Source organism: Streptomyces sp. H27-H5, from assembly GCF_026627505.1.
GTDB lineage: Bacteria > Actinomycetota > Actinomycetes > Streptomycetales > Streptomycetaceae > Streptomyces.
On record NZ_JAPNLK010000026.1, the window covers coordinates 38,922 to 61,708 of the forward strand.

15 protein-coding genes are annotated in these 22,787 nt (G+C 72.4%); 13 read left to right on the top strand and 2 right to left on the bottom strand.

Annotated elements, in window-relative coordinates; all coding sequences use genetic code 11:
- The first annotated feature begins 1 nt into the window (after position 1).
- From mreD to galE, 13 genes are all read left to right on the top strand, one after another.
- On the top strand, positions 2–697 hold the full coding sequence (gene mreD, locus OTB19_RS15535) for a rod shape-determining protein MreD (RefSeq protein WP_267798789.1): 696 nt from the start codon (positions 2–4) through the stop codon (positions 695–697).
- Between the two features lie 13 nt (positions 698–710).
- Positions 711–2,882 (top strand): penicillin-binding protein 2, encoded by a 2,172-nt coding sequence (gene mrdA / locus OTB19_RS15540; RefSeq protein ID WP_267798790.1) that lies wholly within the window; start codon positions 711–713, stop codon positions 2,880–2,882.
- The gene (gene rodA / locus OTB19_RS15545) at positions 2,882–4,081 is read left to right on the top strand and encodes a rod shape-determining protein RodA (RefSeq protein WP_267798791.1); all 1,200 of its coding nucleotides are present in this window, start codon (positions 2,882–2,884) and stop codon (positions 4,079–4,081) included. Before mrdA ends, rodA begins: the two co-directional genes overlap by 1 nt.
- Positions 4,082–4,150: 69 nt before the next feature.
- A complete protein-coding gene (locus OTB19_RS15550; protein WP_267798792.1) occupies positions 4,151–5,740 on the top strand; it encodes a CYTH and CHAD domain-containing protein in 1,590 nt (529 codons plus the stop codon).
- Between the two features lie 80 nt (positions 5,741–5,820).
- A complete protein-coding gene (locus tag OTB19_RS15555) occupies positions 5,821–7,746 on the top strand; it encodes a TIGR03960 family B12-binding radical SAM protein (protein ID WP_267798793.1) in 1,926 nt (641 codons plus the stop codon).
- A 135-nt stretch (positions 7,747–7,881) separates the two neighbouring features.
- Positions 7,882–8,946, top strand: coding sequence for a hypothetical protein (locus tag OTB19_RS15560; RefSeq protein WP_267798794.1), 1,065 nt, complete (start codon positions 7,882–7,884; stop codon positions 8,944–8,946).
- A 127-nt stretch (positions 8,947–9,073) separates the two neighbouring features.
- On the top strand, positions 9,074–9,853 hold the full coding sequence (locus tag OTB19_RS15565; protein WP_267798824.1) for a TIGR03936 family radical SAM-associated protein: 780 nt from the start codon (positions 9,074–9,076) through the stop codon (positions 9,851–9,853).
- A 237-nt stretch (positions 9,854–10,090) separates the two neighbouring features.
- Positions 10,091–14,200: an Rne/Rng family ribonuclease gene (locus tag OTB19_RS15570; protein WP_267798795.1), complete on the top strand. Its 4,110-nt coding sequence runs from the start codon at positions 10,091–10,093 to the stop codon at positions 14,198–14,200.
- Positions 14,201–14,458: 258 nt separating this feature from the next.
- On the top strand, positions 14,459–14,779 hold the full coding sequence (gene rplU / locus OTB19_RS15575; RefSeq protein ID WP_030159347.1) for a 50S ribosomal protein L21: 321 nt from the start codon (positions 14,459–14,461) through the stop codon (positions 14,777–14,779).
- Between the two features lie 13 nt (positions 14,780–14,792).
- Positions 14,793–15,047, top strand: coding sequence for a 50S ribosomal protein L27 (gene rpmA, locus OTB19_RS15580; RefSeq protein WP_030013081.1), 255 nt, complete (start codon positions 14,793–14,795; stop codon positions 15,045–15,047).
- Between the two features lie 170 nt (positions 15,048–15,217).
- Positions 15,218–16,663, top strand: coding sequence for a GTPase ObgE (obgE, locus tag OTB19_RS15585; protein ID WP_267798798.1), 1,446 nt, complete (start codon positions 15,218–15,220; stop codon positions 16,661–16,663).
- Positions 16,664–16,756: 93 nt separating this feature from the next.
- Positions 16,757–18,376: a glycosyltransferase family 2 protein gene (locus OTB19_RS15590; protein WP_267798799.1), complete on the top strand. Its 1,620-nt coding sequence runs from the start codon at positions 16,757–16,759 to the stop codon at positions 18,374–18,376.
- A gap of 59 nt (positions 18,377–18,435) precedes the next feature.
- Positions 18,436–19,428 (top strand): UDP-glucose 4-epimerase GalE, encoded by a 993-nt coding sequence (gene galE, locus OTB19_RS15595; RefSeq protein ID WP_267798800.1) that lies wholly within the window; start codon positions 18,436–18,438, stop codon positions 19,426–19,428.
- Between the two features lie 97 nt (positions 19,429–19,525).
- On the opposite strand, the gene OTB19_RS15600 is transcribed toward galE, so the two are convergent.
- Complete coding sequence (locus OTB19_RS15600) at positions 19,526–21,436, bottom strand: glycosyltransferase family 2 protein (RefSeq protein WP_267798801.1); 1,911 nt, start codon at positions 21,434–21,436, stop codon at positions 19,526–19,528.
- A gap of 136 nt (positions 21,437–21,572) precedes the next feature.
- Positions 21,573–22,742, bottom strand: a complete 1,170-nt coding sequence (locus OTB19_RS15605) for a glycosyltransferase (protein WP_267798825.1) — start codon at positions 22,740–22,742, stop codon at positions 21,573–21,575.
- Positions 22,743–22,787 lie beyond the last annotated feature (45 nt).

Sequence of the window (22,787 nt, forward strand, 5' to 3'; positions counted from 1 at the left end):
CATGCGTTTCAACCGGATCCTGCTCTCGGCCACGCTCGTCGTGGTCGCCCTGGTCATCCAGGTCGCCGTTCTCGGCCGGCTCCAACTGCCCGGCGCGGTACCCGACCTGGTCCTCCTCACCGTCGTCGCCCTCGCCCTGGTGTACGGCCACCTCGGCGGAGCCATCATCGGCTTCGGCGCCGGCCTGCTCGCCGACCTGGCGCCGCCCGCCGACCACGCGGCCGGGCGGTACGCGCTCGTGCTGTGCCTCATCGGCTACCTCGTCGGCCTGGCCCGCCCCGACAACGGGCGGTTCCGCTCCGCCTGGGGGCCGATGCTGACCGTCGTCGCCGCCGCGATCGGCTCCACCCTGCTGTACGCGGGCGTCGGCGCCCTCGTCGGGGACACCGCCGCCCGCCACGTCGGCCTGGCCGGCCTGCTGTTCACGGCGACCCTCTACGACCTGCTGCTCGCACCCTTCACGGTGCCGTTCATCATGGCCCTCGCCCGGCGCGCCGAGAACGACCCGATGGCCGTCGAGGCCGGCGGCGGCCCGCCCCAGGGCAAGGACGTGTCCTCCGGCTGGCTGGCCGGCGGCACGGGGCTGCGCATCGGCAGCCAGCGCGGTGGACTGCGCCTGAAGACCGCACGCGGACGCGCCAACCGGGCCGGCCGCATAAAGGGCGTCAAGGGTGTGAAGAGCGTCAAGAAACTGTGAGGGAGGAGAAGGCGTGAGCAACAACCCCGACACCGGCCGCACCTCCCGGGTGCGCATCCGACTCGTCATCATCCAGGTGCTCGTCTTCTCCCTGCTCCTCACCCTCGGCGGGCGCCTCTGGTACCTCCAGATCCGCAACGGCGACGAGTACTACCACGAGGCGAAGAACAACCACGTCCAGCAGGTCGTCCAGCCGGCCGTGCGCGGTTCGATCCTCGACGCGCGCGGCGTCGCGCTCGCCGACAACGAGACCCGTCTGGTCGTCTCCGCCAGCCGCACCGAGCTGATGAAGATGAAGGACAAGGGCAAGGGGGTCCTCACCCGGCTCTCGGACGTACTGGACATGACGCCGCAGGACGTCATGGACAAGGTCCGGCTCTGCGACTCGCGGACCCCCCAGCCCTGCTGGAACGGCTCCCCCTACCAGCCGATCCCGGTCACCAACAAGGCCACCACCCAGCAGGCCCTGCAGATCCGCGAACGCCCCGAGGAGTTCCCCGGCATCACCGCCGAGCCCACCGCCGTCCGCCGCTACGCCGCCCCCGGCGGCGCCAACACCGGACAGGCGCTGGGCTACCTCTCCCCGGTCACCGACGGCGAGATCACCCGGGCGAAGGACACCAACTCGCCCTTCCTGCGCTCCGACCAGGTGGGCCGCTTCGGCCTGGAACGCACCTACGACAGGCCCCTGCGCGGCAAGTCCGGCGTGACCCGCTACGAGGTGGACAACCTCGGCCGGGTCATCGGCATGGCCCGCAACGATCCCGCGATCCCCGGCGCCAACCTCGTGACGAGCATCGACGCGCGCGTCCAGGCCGTCGCCGAGTTCGAGCTGAACGCGGCCATGGTCGAGGCGCGCAAGCAGATCGACCGCAACACGGGCGTTCCCTACAAGGCCGACGCGGGCGCCATCGTCGTGCTGGAGTCCAAGACCGGCCGCGTCGTCGCCATGGCCTCCAACCCGACCTACGACCCGAACGTCTGGGTCGGCGGGATCTCCGCCAAGGACTACGCGAAGCTGACCGCCAAGGACTCCAACGTCCCGCTGATGAACCGGGCGATCCAGGGCCAGGCCGCGCCGGGCTCCATCTTCAAGGTGATCCCGACCGCCGCCGCCGTCAACGCCGGGTACAAGTTCGACGGCGAGTACCCCTGCCCCAGTTCGTACTCCATCGGTGGACAGGTCTTCAAGAACTTCGAGTCCCAGGGCCACGGCTCCATCACCCTCGGCCGGGCGCTGGAGGTCTCCTGCGACACCGTCTTCTACGCCCTCGGCCACCAGCAGTGGCTGAAGGACGGCGGCCTCAAGCCGAAGAAGCACCCGGCCGAGATCTTCTACAAGACCGCCCACCAGTTCGGGCTCGGCGCCGAGACCGGCGTCGACCTGCCGGGCGAGGAGAAGGGCCGGGTCCCGGACCGCTCGTGGAAGCAGCGGTTCTGGGCGGCCAACAAGGACATGTGGTGCAAGACGGGGAAGAAGGGCGGCACCTACGTCGAGCTGCTGTCCTACGAGAACTGCCTCGAAGGCAACCTGATGCGCGCCGGTGACGCCGTCAACTACTCCATCGGCCAGGGCGACACCCTCGTCACGCCGATCCAGATGGCCACCATCTACGCGGCCATCGCCAACGGCGGCACCATGTGGAACCCGACCATCGGCAAGGCGATCATCAGCGCCGACGGCAAGCGGGTCGAGAAGATCCCGCCGCGCGCCCACGGCCGACTGCCGGTCACCCCGGAGACCCTCCGCAAGATGGACGGGGCCCTCGCGGGCGTCGCCACCGAGGGCACCGCCGCCTGGCGGTTCGGCGGCTGGCCGCAGAAGGAGATCCCGATGCACGCCAAGACCGGCACCGCCGAGGTCTACGGCAAGCAGACGACCTCCTGGTTCGCCACCTACACGACGGACTTCACGATCGTCATGACGATCTCCCAGGGTGGTACCGGTTCCGGTGCCTCCGGCCCTGCCGTGCGCAACGTGTACAACGCCATCTACGGTCTGGACATGGCCGGCAAGCAGGACGTGAAGAGCGCCCTGCTGATCAAGCCGGAGGCGAACCTGCCGACCATCCAACCCGACGGATCCATCGACGCCCCCGCGGTCAGGCCCTACGTGCGCCCGTCCCCGGAGGAGGTGCCCGCGCTCGCCGGGCCGCCCGCACCGCCCGCAGCAAGGCAGGATTGATGCAGACCGCGAACAAGTTCTCCGTATCCCGGTACGCCCCGGAACGCGGAACCATGGCCAAACTCACCGCCCGGGACTCGGTGGTGCGCCGGCTCGACTGGCCGATACTCCTCTGCGCGCTGGCGCTGTCCTTCATCGGCTCCATGCTGGTGTGGTCGGCGACCCGCAACCGGACCTCCCTGAACCAGGGGGACCCGTACTACTTCCTCTTCCGGCACGCCCTGAACACCGGCATCGGCCTGGTGCTGATGATCGGCACGATCTGGCTCGGGCACCGCACCCTGCGCGGCGCGGTCCCGGCCCTCTACGGGCTCTCGCTGCTGCTGATCATCGCCGTGCTCACCCCGCTCGGCGCGACCATCAACGGCGCGCACGCGTGGATCGTGATCGGCGGCGGATTCTCGATCCAGCCCTCCGAGTTCGTCAAGATCACGATCATCCTGGTCATGGCGATGCTGCTGGCCACCCGGGTGGACGCGGGCGACCTCGCCCACCCCGACCACCGCACCGTGGTCAAGGCGCTGTGCCTGGCCGCCGCCCCGATGGGCATCGTCATGCTGATGCCCGACCTGGGCTCGGTCATGGTGATGGTCGTCATCGTGCTCGGCGTGCTGCTGGCCTCCGGCGCCTCCAACCGCTGGGTGCTGGGCCTCATCGGCGCGGGCGCCGGCGGGGCCATCCTGATCTGGCAGCTCGGCGTCCTCGACGAGTACCAGATCAACCGCTTCGCCGCCTTCGCCAACCCCGAACTCGACCCGGCCGGCGTCGGCTACAACACGAACCAGGCGCGCATCGCCATCGGCTCCGGCGGACTCACCGGCTCGGGCCTCTTCAAGGGCTCGCAGACCACCGGCCAGTTCGTGCCGGAGCAGCAGACCGACTTCGTGTTCACGGTCGCGGGGGAGGAGCTGGGCTTCCTCGGGGCCGGGCTGATCCTGGTCCTGCTGGGCATCATCCTGTGGCGGGCCTGCATCATCGCCCGCGAGACCACCGAGCTGTACGGGACGATCGTCTGCGCCGGGATCATCGCCTGGTTCGCCTTCCAGTCCTTCGAGAACATCGGGATGACGCTGGGGATCATGCCGGTCGCGGGACTGCCGCTGCCGTTCGTGTCCTACGGAGGCTCGTCGATGTTCGCCGTGTGGATCGCGGTGGGGCTGCTGCAATCGATCCGGGTGCAACGGCCCCTTTCGGCCTGATCACCCGGGCGGCGGGTTTGGCTCCTGCCGACCTTCTCGCCGCCGGCCGGGCGGGACTAGATTCGATACATGGCCGAGACGAAGCGCGAGATCGAGCGGAAATTCGAGTTCACGCAAGCCGACGCGGATCAGGGGAGCGGTTCGGGCTCCCCTGACCGGTCCGGTCCCCCCGACCGGAAACCGGCCCGGGCGGAGCGCCCCCGGGTGCCGGACCTCACGGGCACCGCAGGCGTCGAGGCCGTCTCCCCCCAGGGCACCGTCGACCTCGACGCCGTCTACTGGGACACCCCCGACCAGCGGCTCGCCGCCGACGGGCTGACCCTGCGCCGCCGCACCGGCGGCGCCGACGCCGGCTGGCACCTCAAACTCCCCGTCTCCCCGGACGTCCGCGACGAGGTCCGGGCACCGCTCAGCGACACCGTCCCCGACCGGCTCGCCGAACTGGTCCGCTCCCGGGTACGCGACGGTCGTCTGGAACCGCAGGTACGGCTGCGCTCCTCACGCGAGGTCAGCCACCTGCTCGACGCCGACGGAGCCGTGCTCGCGGAACTGTCCACCGACACCGTCCGGGCCAGGCGGGGCAAGGCCAGGGCCACCTGGACCGAGGTGGAGGTGGAACTCGCCGACGGGGTGGACCCCGAACTCCTCGACGCCGTCGAACGCCGTTTCCGCGAAGAGGGCCTGCGGGTCTCCGACGCCCCCTCGAAACTCGCCCGGGCGCTCACGGAGACGGGCGGCGCGCCCCCCGCCCGGCCCGGGCCCGACACCGCCGAGGACACGGCCGGCGCGCAGGTGCTCCGCTACCTGCGCGAGCAGCGCGACACCCTGGTCGCCCAGGACCCCGCCGTCCGCCGCGACCTGCCCGACTCCGTCCACCAGATGCGGGTCGCGATGCGGCGGATGCGCAGCGCCTTCAAGTCGTACCGCAAGGTCCTCGACCGGGCGGCCACCGACCCGCTCGGGGAGGAACTGCGCCGGCTCGCCGCCGAACTCGGCGTCGCCCGCGATCAGGAGGTCATGGCCGAACGCCTCCTGACGCACCTCGGCGAACTCCCCGCCACCCTGCGGCTCGGCCCGGTCCGCGGCCGGCTGCGCGTCTGGGACACCACGCGCGGCCACGCCGCCCGGCAACAGGCCCTGGCCGCGCTCGACAGCGACCGGTACGTCGCCCTGCTCGACGCCCTCGACGCCCTGCTGGCCGACCCGCCCCTGCGCGAGGCCGCCGGGCACCCGGCCGGGGACGTCCTGCCCCGGGCGGTGACGCACGACTTCGAACGGCTCGCCGGCCGGGTCGAGACGGCGCTCGACCTCGCCCCCGGACACGACCGGGACCTGGCCCTGCACGCCGCCCGCAAGGCCGCCAAGCGCGCCCGCTACGCGGCGGACGCCGCCGTACCCGCCCTCGGCAAGCCCGCCGCACGCCTGTCCAAGGCCGCCAAGAAGGTCCAGACCCTGCTCGGCGACCACCAGGACGGCGTGGTCGCCCGCGAGGTCCTGCGCGCCATCGCCGTCCAGGCGGCCGCCGCGGGCGAGTCCGCCTTCACCTGGGGCCTGTTGTACGGCCACGAGGAGGCGCTGGCCGAGCGGAGCGAACGCCGGCTCCCGGAGGTCTGGCGCAAGGCGGCGGCCGTGCGGGACCGGGTGGACCTCACCGGCTAGCCCGTGATCTCGGCGGCGGCCGGCTGCCGGGCATCGGGGTACGCTTGAGAGTCGCCCCCTGCCCGCTTCACGAAAGTCGCGTGATGTCCGAGTCGGTCTTCCCACAGCTCGAAGCTCTGCTCCCGCATGTGCAGAAGCCCATCCAGTACGTCGGTGGTGAGCTGAACTCCACCGTGAAGCCCTGGGAGAGCACGGACGTCCGCTGGGCGCTCATGTACCCGGACGCGTACGAGGTCGGTCTGCCCAACCAGGGCGTCATGATCCTCTACGAGGTGCTGAACGAGCGTGAGGGCGTCCTCGCGGAACGCACCTACAGCGTCTGGCCGGACCTCGAAGAGCTGATGCGCGAGCACAAGGTGCCGCAGTTCACCGTCGACTCCCACCGCCCCGTCGGTGACTTCGACGTCTTCGGGCTCTCCTTCTCCACCGAGCTCGGCTACACCAACATGCTCACGGCGCTGGACCTCGCGGGCATCCCGCTGGAGGCCCGCAACCGCACGATCGACCACCCCATCGTCCTCGCGGGCGGCCACGCGGCCTTCAACCCCGAGCCGATCGCGGAGTTCATCGACTGCGCGGTCATCGGCGACGGCGAGCAGGCCGTCCTCGACATGACCGAGATCATCCGCGCCTGGAAGGCCGAGGGCCGGCCCGGCGGACGCGAGGAGGTGCTGCTGCGCCTCGCCAAGACCGGCGGCGTCTACGTTCCCGGGTTCTACGACGTCGAGTACCTGCCCGACGGCCGCATCGGCCGCGTCGTCCCGAACCGCTCCGGCGTGCCGTGGCGCGTGTCCAAGCACACCGTCATGGACCTCGACGAGTGGCCCTACCCCAAGCAGCCGCTGGTCCCGCTCGCCGAGACCGTCCACGAGCGGATGTCCGTGGAGATCTTCCGCGGCTGCACCCGCGGCTGCCGTTTCTGCCAGGCCGGCATGATCACGCGCCCCGTGCGGGAGCGAAGCATCACCGGCATCGGCGAGATGGTGGAGAAGGGCCTCAAGGCGACCGGCTTCGAGGAGGTCGGCCTCCTGTCGCTCTCCTCGGCGGACCACACCGAGATCGCCGACATCGCCAAGGGCCTGGCCGACCGCTACTCGGACGACAAGGTGGGTCTGTCCCTCCCGTCGACCCGCGTGGACGCCTTCAACGTGGACCTGGCCAACGAGCTGACCCGCAACGGTCGCCGCTCCGGTCTGACCTTCGCCCCCGAGGGCGGCTCCGAGCGCATGCGCAAGGTCATCAACAAGATGGTCTCGGAAGAGGACCTGATCCGCACCGTCGCCACCGCGTACGGCAACGGCTGGCGCCAGGTGAAGCTGTACTTCATGGTCGGGCTGCCGACCGAGACCGACGAGGACGTGCTCCAGATCGGCGACATGGCGGTCAACGTCATCGCCAAGGGCCGCGAGGTCTCCGGCCAGAACGACATCCGCTGCACGGTGTCGATCGGCGGATTCGTGCCGAAGCCGCACACCCCCTTCCAGTGGGCGCCGCAGCTGAGCGCCGAGGAGACCGACGCGCGGCTCACCAAGCTCCGCGACAAGCTCCGCGGCGACAAGAAGTACGGCCGTGCCATCGGCTTCCGCTACCACGACGGCAAGCCCGGCATCGTCGAGGGCCTGCTCTCCCGCGGCGACCGCCGCATCGGTGACGTCATCCGCGCCGTGTACGAGTCCGGCGGCCGCTTCGACGGCTGGCGCGAGCACTTCAGCTACGACCGCTGGATGCAGGCGGCCGAGACGGCGCTGCCCGCGTACGGCGTGGACGTCGCCTGGTACACGACCCGCGAGCGCACCTACGAGGAGGTTCTGCCCTGGGACCACCTGGACTCCGGTCTCGACAAGGACTGGCTCTGGGAGGACTGGCAGGACGCCCTCGACGAGACCGAGGTCGAGGACTGCCGCTGGACCCCGTGCTTCGACTGCGGCGTCTGCCCGCAGCTCGACCTCGACATCCAGATCGGCCCCACCGGCAAGAAGCTGCTGCCGCTCACGGTCGTGAAGTGACCGTCCTGCGAGGTCGGTGACCCGGCGGCCGTGCGGACGGCCATCGGGTGACGCCTTCGGTCACACCCGGTAACACCTCGGTCTCGACAGGCCCCCACCCGCAACGGTGGGGGCCTGGCCCGTGTCCCTACCTGCATGGAACCAGACAAGGGGCGACCGGCGAACGGCGGCGAGGGCTGCCTCGTCGGCGTCGTCCGCATCCCCGTGAAGATCGTGGCCGTGCTCGTCGTCCTGCCCGTACGGGTGGTGTGGGACCTGCTCGTGGCGTTCGGGCGGACGCTGAACCGGCACCTGTTCGGCCCGATCGGCCGCGGCCTGGGCTGGTGCCACCGCACCGTCGTCCGACCGGTGGCGCGCGCCCTCGGCCTGGTCCTCGTGACCCTGCTGAAGCTGGTGTTCGTCTGGCCCTGGGTCGGGCTGTGGCGGTACGTCCTGGTCCCCGTCGGGCAGGGCCTGGCCCGGCTCGGGAGCGCCCTGAGCACCCACGTGCTCGCCCCGATCGGCGGCGCGCTGCTGCGGTACCTGCTGCGACCCGCCGGCCAGGGGATCTCCCGGCTGGCCCGCGCCGCGTACGCCCACCTGCTCACCCCCCTCGGCCACGGACTCGCCCGCTTCCTCCCGCTCCTGGGCAAGGCCCTGTTCGTCTGGCCCTGGGTGGGGCTGTGGCGGTACGTCCTGGCGCCCGTCGGACGGGGCGTGGCCTGGTCGGCGCGGTGGATCGGCGCGGGTCTCGGTTGGCTGGCGAAGGCGCTGTTCGTCTGGCCCTGGGTGGCTTTGTGGCGGTACGTCGTCGCCCCGATCGCGGTCGGCGCGTACCGGTACGTGCTCGCCCCGGTCGGGCGCGCGCTGTACACGTACGTCCTCACCCCCCTCGGACACCTGCTGCGCGGAGCCTGGTACCTGGCCGGCCGGATCAGCCGCGCCCTCGGCCGCGGCCTGCTCCGGCTGTGGCGCGGACTCGTCGTCCGGCCCGCCCGCTGGGCCCACCGGCGCGTCGCCACTCCCGTCGGACACCTGCTCCGGGAGGTGTGGCGGACCTCCCGCACCGCGGTGCGGGAGGCGCGGGCCGAGGTGCGCCGGGCGCTGTTCGGTACTCCTCCCGGGGAACCGGCGAGGTCACGGGCGCGTACTCTGGGTAGTACGAAAGCCGCAGGCAACACGCCCGCCCCCGAGATCTCCCTCCACGAACGACAGGGGTGAGCCGGCCGGTGGGGCGTGGCCGGCAGGCTCACCAGACCTCAGGGCGACGCGCGAGCCGCGGAGCCCCGCACAAGGAGAAGAACCACTGGGCAAGCGACAGCCCGAAGGCCCGCCTCCCGCACCGGTGGTGCAGCGCATCCGACTGCGCTACACCAAGCGCGGCCGCCTCCGGTTCACCAGCCACCGAGACTTCCAGCGTGCCTTCGAGCGGGCCCTGCGCCGCTCGGAGGTGCCCATGGCGTACTCGGCCGGCTTCACCCCCCACCCCCGGGTCTCCTACGCGAACGCCGCACCCACCGGCACCGGCAGCGAGGCCGAGTACCTGGAGATCGCCCTCGCGGCACCCCGCGACCCCGACAAGCTCCGGATCCTGCTCGACGAATCGATGCCGGTCGGCCTCGACATCGTCGACGCGGTGGAGGCCAGGACGTCCGGACTCGCCGAGCGACTGACCGCCTCCGTGTGGGAGCTGCGCCTGGACGGCGTCGAGCCCGCAGACGCCGAACGGGCCGTGGCCGCCTTCCTCGCGGCCGAGACCGTCGAGGTCCAGCGCCGCACGAAGAACGGCATGCGAACGTTCGACACGCGCGGCGCCGTGGTCAGTCTCGAAGCACATCCGGCCCCGGCTGATAGGCCTCTGGACCATGCTTGTGCGATACTGCGGCTGGTTGTTCGGCATTTGACACCTGCCGTACGACCCGACGACGTCCTGTCCGGTCTCCGAGCTGTGGCCGACCTGGCGCCGCCGGTCCCCGCAGCGGTGACCAGGCTGGCGCAGGGGCTCTTCGACGAGGAGTCCGGCACGGTGACCGACCCGCTCGCGCCCGACCGCGAGGCTGTCACGGCCGCCCCACCCACGGCCGCCGTAGCCGCCGACGCGAAGGCGCCGGAAGGTCCCGCCGCGTAAGGAACGCCGTTGTCGCGCCGCCCTGGCACTCGGTAGCCACCTGGGCCGGGCAGCGCACACAGACCTGAAGACTTCCGCCAGGCCGTACGGACAACACGTACGGAACCGGCGGCCATGAAACTGAGCTCCCGTGTGGCGAACGCGCCCCGGAGGCCGGTTCCGCGCTCATTACGCGGTGCCGTGCCGGACCGGATGTCAGCCGCGGCGCCCGGGAGCGTGACGGGAGAACCGCCCGCAATGCTCAACAACGAAACGTCTGAGAACAACCACACCGCCGGCAACGCCGACGGTGGAAGCCCCAGCGACAACCTGCCCCCGCGCAGGCGTCGCCGCGCCGCCTCCAGGCCCGCGGGCCCGCCCGGCGCCACCCCCGCCGAGGCCGTGTCCGAGACCCCGGCCGCCGCCCCGGCCGCGGCCCCCGCGCCGCGTGCCCGTCGCCGTGCCACCCGCGCCGTCGCGGCCCCGGCCGCTCCCGCCGCCGAGGCCGCCGCAGCCCCCGCGGCCGAGACCCCGGCTCCGGTCGTCGAGACCCCGGCCGTTCCCGCCGTCGAGGAGCCCGCGGCCCCCGCGCCGCGTGCCCGTCGCCGTGCCACTCGCGCCGTCACCGCCCCGGAGGCACCCGCCGCCGAGGTCGCCCTGGAAGAGCCCGCCGCCGTCGAGGACCCGGTCGCCCCCGCGCCGCGTGCCCGTCGTCGCGCCACCCGCGCCGTGACCGCGCCGGCCGCTCCCGCCGCCGAGGCCGCCCCGGCCCCCGCCGTCGAGCCCCCCGCGCCGGCCGCCGAGACCCCGGCCGTTCCCGCCGTCGAGGAGCCCGCGGCCCCCGCGCCGCGTGCCCGTCGCCGTGCCACCCGCGCCGTCACCGCGCCGGCTGCTCCCACGGCCGAGGCCGTCGTCGAGACCCCGGTCGAGGCCCCCGCCGCCGTCGAGACCCCGGCCGCGGTCGCTGCCGAGGAGCCCGCCGCCCCCGCGCCGCGTGCCCGTCGTCGCGCCACCCGCGCCGTGACCGCGCCGGCCGCTCCCGCCGCCGAAGCCGCCCCGGCCCCCGCCGTCGAGCCCCCCGCGCCGGCCGCCGAGACCCCGGTCGCCTCCAAGGCCACCGTCACCGTCGCCGACGCCGTGGACTCCCCGAAGCGCGGCGGCCGCCGCCGCGCCACCCGCTCCGGCGCCGTCACCCCGGCCGCCCCCGCGCAGCCCGCCGCCGAGGCCGAGGCGCCCGCCGCCCCGGCCCAGTCCCGCGCCGGCCGCCGCGCCGCGCGCCCCGCCGTGGCCGTGTTCCAGGCCCCGGTCTTCGCCGAGCCGATGTTCCAGACCCCGGAGACGGCCGCCATGGCCGCCGCGGCCGCTGCCGCCGCCGGCCAGGTCGACTACGAAGAGGACGAGGACGACACGGAGGTCGTGGCCGAGGCCGTACAGGCCCCCGCCGCCCAGCCGGCCGGTCGTCGCCGTCGCCGCGGTCGCGGCGCCGCCGAGCCCGCGGCCCCGGCCGTCGAGTCCGCCCCCGTCTCCCTCGCCGACGTGGAGCTCCACGAGGCCGAGGAGACCGAGGCCGAGTCCGCCGACCTCGACGAGGACGAGAACGACGGCGAGCGTCCGTCGCGTCGCCGCCGTCGCGGTGGCCGTCGCCGCCGTCGCGGCGAGTCCGCCGACCTCGACGAGTCCGCCGACGAGGACACCGAGGCCGAGTCCACCGAGCAGGAGAGCGACGAGGAATCCGCCGAGGACGACGACGAGTCCGACGAGGGCGCTCTCGGTTCCAGCTCCAGCCGCCGTCGCCGGCGTCGCCGCCGCCGCAGCGGTGACGGCGGTACCGACGCCGACGCCGCCGAGGACGACGGCGTACGCACCGTCGTCAAGGTCCGCGAGCCGCGCCCCGCGCGCGAGCGCTCCGAGTCCGCCGCCGGTTCCGGTTCCACCTCCTCCGACGAGGTCCAGTCCATCAAGGGCTCGACCCGCCTGGAGGCGAAGAAGCAGCGCCGTCGCGAAGGCCGCGAGCAGGGCCGCCGCCGCGTGCCGATCATCACCGAGGCCGAGTTCCTGGCCCGTCGTGAGGCCGTCGAGCGCGTGATGGTCGTCCGCCAGGCCGGCGAGCGCACCCAGATCGGCGTCCTCGAGGACGACGTGCTCGTCGAGCACTACGTCAACAAGGAGGAGGCCACCTCCTACGTCGGCAACGTCTACCTGGGCAAGGTCCAGAACGTGCTGCCGTCGATGGAGGCCGCCTTCATCGACATCGGCAAGGGCCGCAACGCGGTCCTCTACGCCGGTGAGGTCAACTTCGAGGCGCTCGGCATGGCCCACGGCCCCCGCCGCATCGAGTCCGCCCTCAAGTCCGGCCAGTCGGTCCTGGTGCAGGTCACCAAGGACCCGATCGGCCACAAGGGCGCCCGCCTGACCAGCCAGGTCTCGCTGCCCGGCCGCTACCTCGTCTACGTGCCCGAGGGCTCGATGACCGGTATCAGCCGCAAGCTGCCCGACACCGAGCGCGCGCGCCTCAAGACCATCCTCAAGAAGATCGTCCCCGAGGACGCGGGCGTCATCGTGCGCACCGCCGCCGAGGGCGCGAGCGAGGACGAGCTGCGCCGTGACGTCGAGCGCCTCCAGGGCCAGTGGGAGGACATCCAGAAGAAGTCGAAGCAGATCTCGACCTCTTCGCCGAGCCTGCTGTACGGCGAGCCGGACATGACCGTCCGCGTCGTGCGCGACATCTTCAACGAGGACTTCTCGAAGGTCATCGTCAGCGGTGACACCGCCTGGGAGACCATCCACGGCTACGTGAACCACGTGGCCCCGGACCTGGCCGACCGGCTCTCGCGCTGGACCTCCGAGGTCGACGTCTTCGCGACGTACCGGATCGACGAGCAGCTCGCCAAGGCGCTCGACCGCAAGGTGTGGCTGCCCTCGGGCGGCTCCCTCGTGATCGACAAGACCGAGGCGATGATCGTCATCGACGTCAACACCGGCAAGTTCACCGGTCAGGGCGGCAACCTCGAAGAGACCGTCACCAGGAACAACCTGGAGGCGGCCGAGGAGATCGTGCGCCAGCTGCGGCTGCGCGACCTGGGCGGCATCGTCGTCATCGACTTCATCGACATGGTCCTGGAGTCCAACCGCGACCTGGTCCTGCGGCGCATGCTGGAGTGCCTGGGCCGCGACCGCACGAAGCACCAGGTGGCCGAGGTCACCTCGCTGGGCCTCGTCCAGATGACCCGCAAGCGGGTGGGCCAGGGCCTCCTGGAGTCCTTCTCCGAGACCTGCGTCCACTGCAACGGCCGCGGTGTCATCGTCCACATGGAGACCCCGACCGTGGTCGGTGGCGGCGGCAACGGCAAGCGCTCCAAGCGCCGCGGCGGCCGCGCCCAGGACCACGACCACGACGTCGAGTCGATCGAGTCGACCGACACCGGCGACGCCGAGGTCTACGAGACCGAGGAGGAGCTGGCCGCCGAGGTCTCCGCGCCCCGCGCGCTGCCCGAGCCGGAGTTCGTCCCGGACGAGGAGCTGTACGGCAGCCGGGCCGAGGCGGAGGCCGCGGCCTCCGGCGTGAGCGGTCGACGCAACCGTCGCCGCGCCACCCGCAAGGCGACCGCCCCGGCGGGCGCCCCGCGCGGCGCGGTGGCCCCGGAGCGGGCCCCGGCCGTCGTGGCCGAGCCCGAGCCGGTCGTGGAGCCCGTCGCCGAGCCGGTGGCCGTCGTCGAGCCCGAGCCCGTCGCCCCGGTCGAGGCCGAGGTCGTCGCGGAGCCGGTGGTCGAGGAGGCCCCCAAGGGCCGTACGCGTCGCCGTGCCACCCGCAAGGCCACCGCCCCGGCGGGTGCCCCGGCGGTCGCCGCCGAGGCGGTCACGGAGCCGGAGCCGGCCGTGGAGGCCGGCGCCGAGCCCGTCGTGGAGCCGGAGCCCGAGCCCGTCGTCGTCGAGACCCCGGCCGAGCCGGTGGCCGAGCCCGTCGCGGACGCCGCTCCGGCCCGCCCGCGGCGCCGTGCCACCCGCAAGGCCACCGCACCCGCCGGTTCCCCGGCGGGCGCGGCCGAGGCGGCCGTCCTGGTCGTCGAGGCGGCTCCCGCGGCAGCCGAGTCGGAGCCCGAGGCGGCCCCGGTCGAGGCCGACGCCGAGGCCGAGGCCCCGGTGAAGAAGAAGGCCGCCCGCAAGGCTCCGGCCAAGAAGGCGACCACCACCGCGGCGAAGAAGGCCCCGGCCAAGAAGGCGGCGGCCACCAAGACCGCCGCGAAGAAGACCGTCGCCAAGAAGGCCGCCACCACGGCCAAGAAGGCGCCGGCGAAGCGGGCCACGAAGAAGACCGCGGCGGCGGAGCAGCAGACGCTCCCGTCCGTCTCGGCTCCCACCGAGGCCTGATCCGCGTCCCACCCGTGGGCCCGGTTTGACCCCCTGAGACCAGGCCCGTAACCTAGACCGTCGGCATGTCCTAGATGATTTTCCGTCTAGTGCGCGTCGCGCTCCTGAGCACCTTCCTCCTCTGTACGTCCCTGTACGCGCCTCGCGCGTGCGCGCCGCCGGGGAGAGGCCGCTCGTCCAATCCGGATCACCGTGGGCCTCGGCCCGCGTGAGCGGCTGGCTTCAGGAGCATCCGTCCCGAGTGAGAGAGAGATCCGCGTGTACGCCATCGTGCGCAGCGGTGGTCGCCAGCACAAGGTTGCTGTTGGTGACATCGTTGAGGTTGACAAGATTTCCACTGCCAAGGTTGGCGACACGGTCGAGCTCTCGACCCTGCTCGTTGTCGACGGCGACGCCGTGACCAGCGACCCGTGGGTGCTGGCCGGGATCAAGGTCCAGGCCGAGATCGTGGACCACCACAAGGGCGCCAAGATCGACATCCTGCGCTACAAGAACAAGACCGGCTACCGCCGTCGCCAGGGTCACCGCCAGCAGTACACGGCGATCAAGGTCACCGGTATCCCCACGGCTGCGAAGTAAGAGGGACTGAGACATGGCACACAAGAAGGGCGCATCGTCCACTCGGAACGGGCGCGATTCCAATGCTCAGCGGCTCGGCGTGAAGCGCTTCGGCGGTCAGGTCGTTTCCGCCGGCGAGATCCTCGTCCGCCAGCGCGGCACCCACTTCCACCCGGGTTCGGGTGTCGGTCGTGGTGGCGATGACACGCTGTTCGCGCTGCAGGCCGGTTCGGTCGAGTTCGGCACGCACCGTGGCCGCAAGGTCGTCAACATCGTTCCGGCCGCCTGATCCAGCTCCTGCTGCATCACACGCGTTCGTAACACCCCGAGGGCGGATCTCAACTCTTTCCGGCGGAAGCCGGGAAGAGAGGTCCGCCCTCGGCGCGTTGTCACATAGACACGTTTAATGGGCGGCAAGGCCTGCCCGGGACATTCCCGTATGTATCTGGAGGAACACCCATGACCACCTTCGTGGACCGCGTCGAGCTGCACGTCGCCGCGGGTAACGGGGGCCACGGCTGCGCCTCCGTTCACCGGGAGAAGTTCAAGCCGCTCGGCGGCCCCGACGGCGGAAACGGCGGCCGTGGCGGTGACGTCATCCTGGTGGTGGAGCAGGCGGTCACCACCCTGCTGGACTACCACCACAGCCCCCACCGCAAGGCCACCAACGGCCAGCCCGGCGCCGGCGACAACCGCTCCGGCAAGGACGGCCAGGACCTGATCCTGCCCGTGCCTGACGGCACCGTCGTCCTCGACAAGGAGGGCAACGTCCTCGCCGACCTCGTCGGCCAGGGCACCACGTACGTCGCGGGTGAGGGCGGCCGCGGCGGCCTCGGCAACGCGGCCCTGTCGTCGGCCCGCCGCAAGGCGCCCGGCTTCGCCCTCCTCGGCGTCCCCGGCACCGCCGGTGACATCGTCCTGGAGCTCAAGACCGTCGCCGACGTGGCGCTGGTCGGCTTCCCGAGCGCCGGCAAGTCCTCACTGATCTCGGTGCTTTCCGCGGCCAAGCCGAAGATCGCGGACTACCCGTTCACCACCCTGGTCCCGAACCTGGGCGTCGTCACGGCCGGCTCGACGGTCTACACGATCGCCGACGTCCCGGGTCTGATCCCCGGCGCGAGCCAGGGCAAGGGCCTCGGCCTGGAGTTCCTGCGCCACGTCGAGCGCTGCTCGATCCTCGTGCACGTGCTGGACACCGCCACCCTGGAGTCCGACCGCGACCCGGTGGCCGACCTCGACGTCATCGAGGAAGAGCTCAAGCTCTACGGCGGCGGCCTGGAGAAGCGCCCCCGCCTCGTGGTCCTGAACAAGGTCGACATCCCGGACGGCCAGGAACTCGCCGACATGGTCCGCCCGGACCTGGAGGCGCGCGGCTACAAGGTCTTCGAGGTCTCCGCGGTGTCCCGTACGGGGCTCAAGGAGCTCTCGTACTTCCTCGCCGAGGTCATCGCCAAGGCCCGTGCCCGCAAGCCGAAGGAGGAGGCGACCCGCGTCGTCATCCGTCCGAAGGCCGTCGACGACTCCGGCTTCACCGTCACCTACGACGAGGTCGAGGACGTCTACCAGGTGCGCGGCGAGAAGCCCGAGCGCTGGGTCCGCCAGACCGACTTCAACAACGACGAGGCCGTGGGCTACCTCGCCGACCGCCTCGCCCGCCTCGGCGTCGAGGAGGCGCTGAAGAAGGCCGGCGCCCGCGCCGGTGACGGCGTCGCCATCGGCTCCGACGAGAACTCCGTCGTCTTCGACTGGGAGCCGACCGTGATGGCCGGCGCCGAGATGCTGGGCCGCCGAGGCGAGGACCACCGCCTGGACGCACCGCGCCCGGCCACCACGCGCCGCAAGGACAAGGAAGCCCAGCGCGGCGACTCCGCCCAGCAGGAGTACGACGAGTTCCGCCCCTTCTAGGACATGTCCGGATCCTGACGGCGGTCCGCCGCCGTCAAGGGTCCGACGGGGGTCTTGAGGCGACCTTTACCCGGGTCGCCTAGGATCCAGCGGGTGACCAGCATCAATCCCGCCACCGTCTCCGTCGTGGTGATCGCGTACAACGACGCCGGGCTCGTGGGCGAGGCCGTCTCCTCGGCACTCGACCAGGGCCCGGTGGTCGACGAGGTCATCGCGGTCAACGACGCCTCGTCCGACGACACCGGGCGGGTCCTGGACGAGCTGGCCGCGTGCCACCCCCGCCTGAAGGTCCTGCACCGCACGGAGAACAGCGGCGGCTGCGGGACCCCGCGCAACGACGGGATCGCGGCCGCGACCGCCCCGTACGTCCTCTTCCTCGACAGCGACGACGTCCTGCCGCCCGGCGCGGCGGACGCCCTCGTGCGAGCCGCCGAACGGCACCGCGCACCGGTGACGGTCGGCGCGTGCGTACGGCGCGAGCTGCCGCAGCGTCAGGACGTGCCCTGGGTACCGGGGCTGTACACCGCGGGCGACGTCATCGAGCGGCCCGCCGACCGGCCCGAACTGGTCCGCGACACCCTCTGCGTCAACAAGCTGTACGCGCGCGCCTTCCTCGACGAGCACGACCTCCGCTTCCCGGACGGCCGCTTCGTCTACGAGGACTTCGTCTTCACCGCCCGCGTCCTGGCCGCCGCGCCCCGCGTCGCCGTGATCGACGACCTCGTCTACGTCTGGCACGTGCGCCGGTCCGCCGCCCAGGTGTCGATCTCCCTCGACCGCAAGGACGTCGCCAACTGGCTGTCCAGGATCGAGGCGCACCGCACCGCGGCCCGGATCCTCACCGCCTCGTCCCCGGAACTGGGCCACGCCTGCCAGGTCAAGTTCCTGGAGTACGACCTGCGCATGTACCTGCGCGAACTCGGCGACGACCCCGACTACCAGGCCGCCTGGTGGACCGCGACGCGCGAGTACCTCGACGGGTTCACGGACGCCGACGTCGAGGCCGCCGGGCCGCACGCGCGCTGGATCGTACGACTGTTGCGGGCCACCCCGAAGCCGCCCGCCGACGTGGAGCGGCTGACCCGCTTCGCCGCCGAGCCCCCGCGCCTGCTGCCGCCGTACGCGAGCACCCCGGACGGGCTGCCCGTGTGGAGCGAGGAGCTTCCGGTGGAGCTGGACGGGCTGGCGACGGTGCCGACCGGGGAACTCCCCGTCACCGTCGACGTCCGCCTGAGTGGAACCGCGGGCCTGCGGATCCGCGTCCACGACATGTACGGACGGCTCGCCGCCGCCGGGCCGCGCACCGCGTGGTTGGGCTTCCAGGCGCGCTCCGGCGGGGAACCGGTCCTCGGCGAACCCGTGGAGCTGACCCCCGCGACCGACGGGGACGGCTGGACCGCCGAGCTGCCGTTCCGGCTCACCGCGCTCGCGGAGGCCGGACGACGACGCGGCGGACGCGGCATGCAGGCGTGGGGTGTGCAGATCGGAGTGCGGTGTGAGGACGGGAGCTCCCTCGTGATCCCGCCGCGCCCCCTCGACGACCTGCTGCGACGTCGGGCGCTGCCCAGCAGCCGGTACGGTGTTCTGCTGGCGCAGCCGTACCGCACGGCCGCGGGTTCACTGGGCGTGCGGCTCGCACCGGGCGCGGCCGGGGCCATGAGCCTCGTACGCAACCGCCTCGGCAGGGTCAGGGCAAGCCTTCGGTCGGGCTGACAGCAGGACACCGGTCGCAGACGGCCGGCGGAATCGGACAGGACTCGGGAGAACACGGCATGACTTTTCTGATCACCGGTGGCGCCGGCTACATCGGCTCGCACGTCGTCCGCGCGATGAGGCTCGCGGGGGAGGACGTCGTCGTCCTCGACGACCTGTCCACCGGCAACGAGAACCGCGTCCCGGACGGCGTCCCGCTCGTGATCGGCTCGGTGCTGGACCGGCCGCTCCTGGACAAGACCCTCGCCGAGCACCGGATCACCGGCGTGGTCCACCTCGCCGGCAAGAAGCAGGTCGGCGAGTCCGTCGAGAAGCCGCTGTACTACTACCACGAGAACGTGCAGGGCCTCACGGTGCTGCTCCAGGCCGTGGCCGAGGCCGGCATCCGCAACTTCCTCTTCTCCTCCTCCGCCTCCGTCTACGGCATGCCCGACGTGGACCTGGTCACCGAGGACACCCCCTGCCTGCCGCTGAGCCCGTACGGCGAGACCAAGCTCACCGGCGAGTGGCTCGTCCGCGCCGCCGGCAAGGCGCACGGCATCTCCACCGCCTGCCTGCGCTACTTCAACGTGGCGGGCGCCGCCACCCCCGAACTCGCGGACACCGGGGTCTTCAACCTCGTCCCGATGGTCTTCGAGCGCTACGAGGCCGGCGAGGGCGCCCGCATCTTCGGCGACGACTACCCGACCCCGGACGGCACCTGCATCCGCGACTACATCCACGTCGAGGACCTCGCCGACGCCCACGTGGTGGCGGCCCGCAGGCTCGCCGAGTGGGGCGCGCAGGGCGAGTACAAGGACCTCACCGTCAACATCGGCCGCGGCGAGGGCGTCTCCGTCCGCGAGATGGTCGAACTGCTGAACGCCAACACCGGCAACGACTTCCCGCCGGTGGTCACCCCGCGCCGTCCCGGCGACCCGGCGAAGGTCGTGGCCTCCGCCGACAGGATCGCCGCCGAGCTGGGCTGGAAGGCCCGCCACGACGTCCGCGAGATGATCACCTCGGCGTGGGCGGGCTGGCAGGCCAACAAGGTGGCGGCCGCACAGGGCTAGGCCCCGTCGGCCCCTTCGTCCGCTTCGGACATGCCATCGGCCCGCCGCCCCGAGGGGCGGCGGGCCGATGTGCGCTTCAGCGAAGCCGGTGCGCGTGTCAGCGGGCCGGCGCGCGCACGATCCGGGAGACCGTCCGGCGGGCGTGCCGGCCGAGCCGGCGGTGCAGCGGCAGCGGCACCCGTACGGTGAGCGCGGCCCCGTCGGCCGAGTGCACCGGCAGCTCCCGGGTGAAGCCCCGGTCCCGTATCCGCAGCCTCACCTGCCACTCGCCCTCCGGTACGCCCCGCACCTGCGACCGCAGCCGCAGCAGGCCGTCCGGATCGGCGCCGCCCACCGCCGGGGTGGTGAACGGGGCCCGGCCCGGCGCGTGCAGCACGAAGTCCACCGGGGCGTCCGCCGGCCAGCCCGGTATGGTCGCCGTCGCCTCCAGGACCGGGGCACCCACGACCCGCGCCGCGGCCGTGCCGCGCGCGTCGGCGGCCAGCGGTATCCGGGTGGCGCCCAGGTCCAGGTTCACGTGCTGGTGCGCCTCGGAGTGGAACACCGTCGCGGCCTGCGGAGGCTCCCCGGGCGTGCCGTGCACGATCCGGGGCACCGGCGCGACGTCGTACTCGGCGGCTTTCGGCCGCGGCAGCCAGGCCTCCTTGACGAGGGAACCCGCCGCCACCGCGACCCGTACCGTCCATATGCCGTCGTCGAGCCGCAGGCCCTCGGCGGCCCGGTTGACGTCCACCGCCGCCTCGTAGCCGCCCCGCGCGTCGGTCCGCGCCGCCGGTATCCGGATGGTGTGGCCCTGGCGCCGCAGCAGCAGCGCCACCTCCTGGTCGGCGGCGTCGCCCATGCCGTCGAGCCGGGCCGTCCCGCGCAGCCGCAGCACCGGACCGTCCCAGCTGTACGAGGCCAGCTCCTGCCGCAGCACCACCCGCGAGGTCAGGTCGTACAGCTCGTCGGGGAGAGCGGCGTCGGGGGCCCGGAAGAACGGGTAGGCGGCGAAGGCGCGACCGCCCTCGATCACGGCGGGACCCAGCTCGTCCACGGTGTCGGCGGTGACGACGGCGGTCAGCTCGCGGGTACGACCCGCTCCGATCAGATGGGCGCGCAGCCGCAGCCGGGGCGGCAGCGCGGCGCTGATCCGCTCGGTCAGGTAGGCCTCGACGAGCGGCCGGGCCGCCCGGACCAGCGCCTCGCGGCCCGCCTCGTCGCGGGCCAGGTACGGCCCGGCGAACATGCCCAGCACCTCGCCGTGGAAATGGCGTTCCATGAGCTTGTCCCGCTCGCGACCGGCCGGCACGTGATCGGCCACCAGCTCCAGCAGCTCGCCGACGTAGGCCAGCTGCGCCACCCAGTCGACGTCCTGCTCGGTGGCGTTCGTGCCGTCGCCGCGCCCCTCCAGGTAGTAGCAGTCGTGATCGGCCACCACCGATATCCGCCGGGCGTGCAGCAGGGCGTGCGCGCCGAACGGGAGGTCCTCGCCGAGCAGCCGGCCCTCGGCGAACCGCAACCGGTGCGCGTCGACCAGGCTGCGTCTCCACAGCTTGTAGGCGGCGAGCGTCCAGTACACGGGGGAGTCGTGGAGGGAAACATCGGCGCTGGTGGTGCGCAGGTCCACCGGGGCGGCCCGCCCGTTGACCCCGACGATCCGCCCGTACACGACGTCGGAGTCCTGCTCCTCGGCCATCCGGACCAGCCGTTCCAAGGCTTCCGGGCCCAGGTAGTCGTCGGAGTCGAGGAAGAACAGGTAGTCGCCGCTCGACGCGTCGATGCCGACGTTGCGCGGCTTCCCGGCGCCACCGGAGGCGGCCTGGTGGATCACGGTGGTGTTCGGGTGCCGCGCCGCCCAGGCGTCCAGCCAGTCCCCGGAACCGTCGGTCGAGCCGTCGTCCACGGCGATGACCTCGATCCGGTCCGCCGTGAGGGTCTGGGCGGCCACCGAGTCGAAGCAGCGGCGCAGGTAGCGCCGGGTGTTGTGCACGGGTATGACGACGCTGACGCTCGCGGGGGAGCCCATGGGCGGTTCCTCGGATCGGCTGGATGACATCGGCTGCTCGGCCGCTTGCCCCTTGCGTCGAGGGTACGTGGACGGGCCACCCCCGAGAAGGGAATGGCCCGTCGTCGTGCTCCGCTGTTCGCGCCGTGCCCGCAGGTCAGCGGTGCAGCAGCGTGAAGAGTTCCTCCCAGCGCCTGCTGATCTCCTCCGTGGAGTACCGCTGGATGTCCTCGCGCGCCCGCTCGCCCATCCGGTCGCGCCGCTCGCGGTCGGACATCAGCGCGTCCAGGCGGCGGGCGAACTCGCCGGTGTTCCCGGGCGGGGCGATGAGGCCGTTGACCCCGTCGGAGATGATCTCGTGGACACCGGGGGCCACGTCGAAGGCGACGCAGGGCACCGCGGTCGCCATGGCCTCCATCAGGGCGAGGGGGAAACCCTCACCGCGCGAGGACAGGGCGAACACCGCGCTGTCGCGCAACGCGCCCGGCACGTCGGAGGTGCGGCCCATCCACTCCACCGAGGAGGAGATCCCCAGCTGGGCGCACTGCTTCTTCAGCGCCTCCTCCTCCGGACCCGAGCCGTAGAGCGTCAGCACCCACTCGGGATGCTTCGGCGCCACCTCCGCCCAGGAGTCGAGGAGCATGTCCACGCCCTTCTCCTCGTGCAGCCGGCCGATGCTGACCACGCGCCTGGCGGTCCGCGGGGACGGCTCCTCGGGGAAGAACGGCAGCGGGTTCGGCATGGAGCCCACGTTGTCCATCCGCTGGCGGATCCACAGGTCCGCGTCCTCGCGGGTCAGGGCCAGCATCCGGTCCACGTTCTTGTAGAACCGCTTGACCCGACCGAACCGGGAGGACCTGCGGCAGGTCTCGAAGGACTCGTGGCTCATGCCGACGAGCTTCAGACCGGAGGTGTCCGCCATGGCCACCCACTCCATCGCCCAGACCTGGCTCACGATGACCACGGCCCCCGGGCGGGCCGCCCGGAACAGCGCGGTCAGCTTCGCGGCCTGCGCCCGCATGCCCGCGTCGCGTGCGGCCCGGCGCCGGCGCTCGATGATGTCGAGCTTGCCCTTCAGGCCCCTGAGGGCCTTGATGGAGGGCGGGTGCACGTCGTACAGGGTCGTGGTGCGGTACGGCAGGTCCTCGCCCAGGTCGGCGCGCCGCCCCTCGGGGGCCGGCACGATGCCCACCACGTGGACGGTGTGTCCGCGCTCCGAGAAGATCCGGGCCATCTGGTGGGACCAGCTGGTGATGCCGCCCAGCTCGTCCACGCTGTTGGAGACCAGGAAGACGTCCCGGGGCACGCTGTCGTGCGTCTCGGTCATCGCCGCCCCACTCGTTCCGGTCGCGGGGTTCGTCACGGTCGTCGT

Coding starts and splice junctions, on each gene's coding strand:
- mreD (WP_267798789.1), top strand. CDS start 2: ATGCGTTTCAACCGGATCCTGCTCTCGGCCACGCTCGTCGTGGTCGCC.
- rodA (WP_267798791.1), top strand. CDS start 2,882: ATGCAGACCGCGAACAAGTTCTCCGTATCCCGGTACGCCCCGGAACGC.
- OTB19_RS15550 (WP_267798792.1), top strand. CDS start 4,151: ATGGCCGAGACGAAGCGCGAGATCGAGCGGAAATTCGAGTTCACGCAA.
- OTB19_RS15560 (WP_267798794.1), top strand. CDS start 7,882: ATGGAACCAGACAAGGGGCGACCGGCGAACGGCGGCGAGGGCTGCCTC.
- OTB19_RS15570 (WP_267798795.1), top strand. CDS start 10,091: ATGCTCAACAACGAAACGTCTGAGAACAACCACACCGCCGGCAACGCC.
- rpmA (WP_030013081.1), top strand. CDS start 14,793: ATGGCACACAAGAAGGGCGCATCGTCCACTCGGAACGGGCGCGATTCC.
- obgE (WP_267798798.1), top strand. CDS start 15,218: ATGACCACCTTCGTGGACCGCGTCGAGCTGCACGTCGCCGCGGGTAAC.
- galE (WP_267798800.1), top strand. CDS start 18,436: ATGACTTTTCTGATCACCGGTGGCGCCGGCTACATCGGCTCGCACGTC.
- OTB19_RS15600 (WP_267798801.1), bottom strand. CDS start 21,436: ATGGGCTCCCCCGCGAGCGTCAGCGTCGTCATACCCGTGCACAACACC.
- OTB19_RS15605 (WP_267798825.1), bottom strand. CDS start 22,742: ATGACCGAGACGCACGACAGCGTGCCCCGGGACGTCTTCCTGGTCTCC.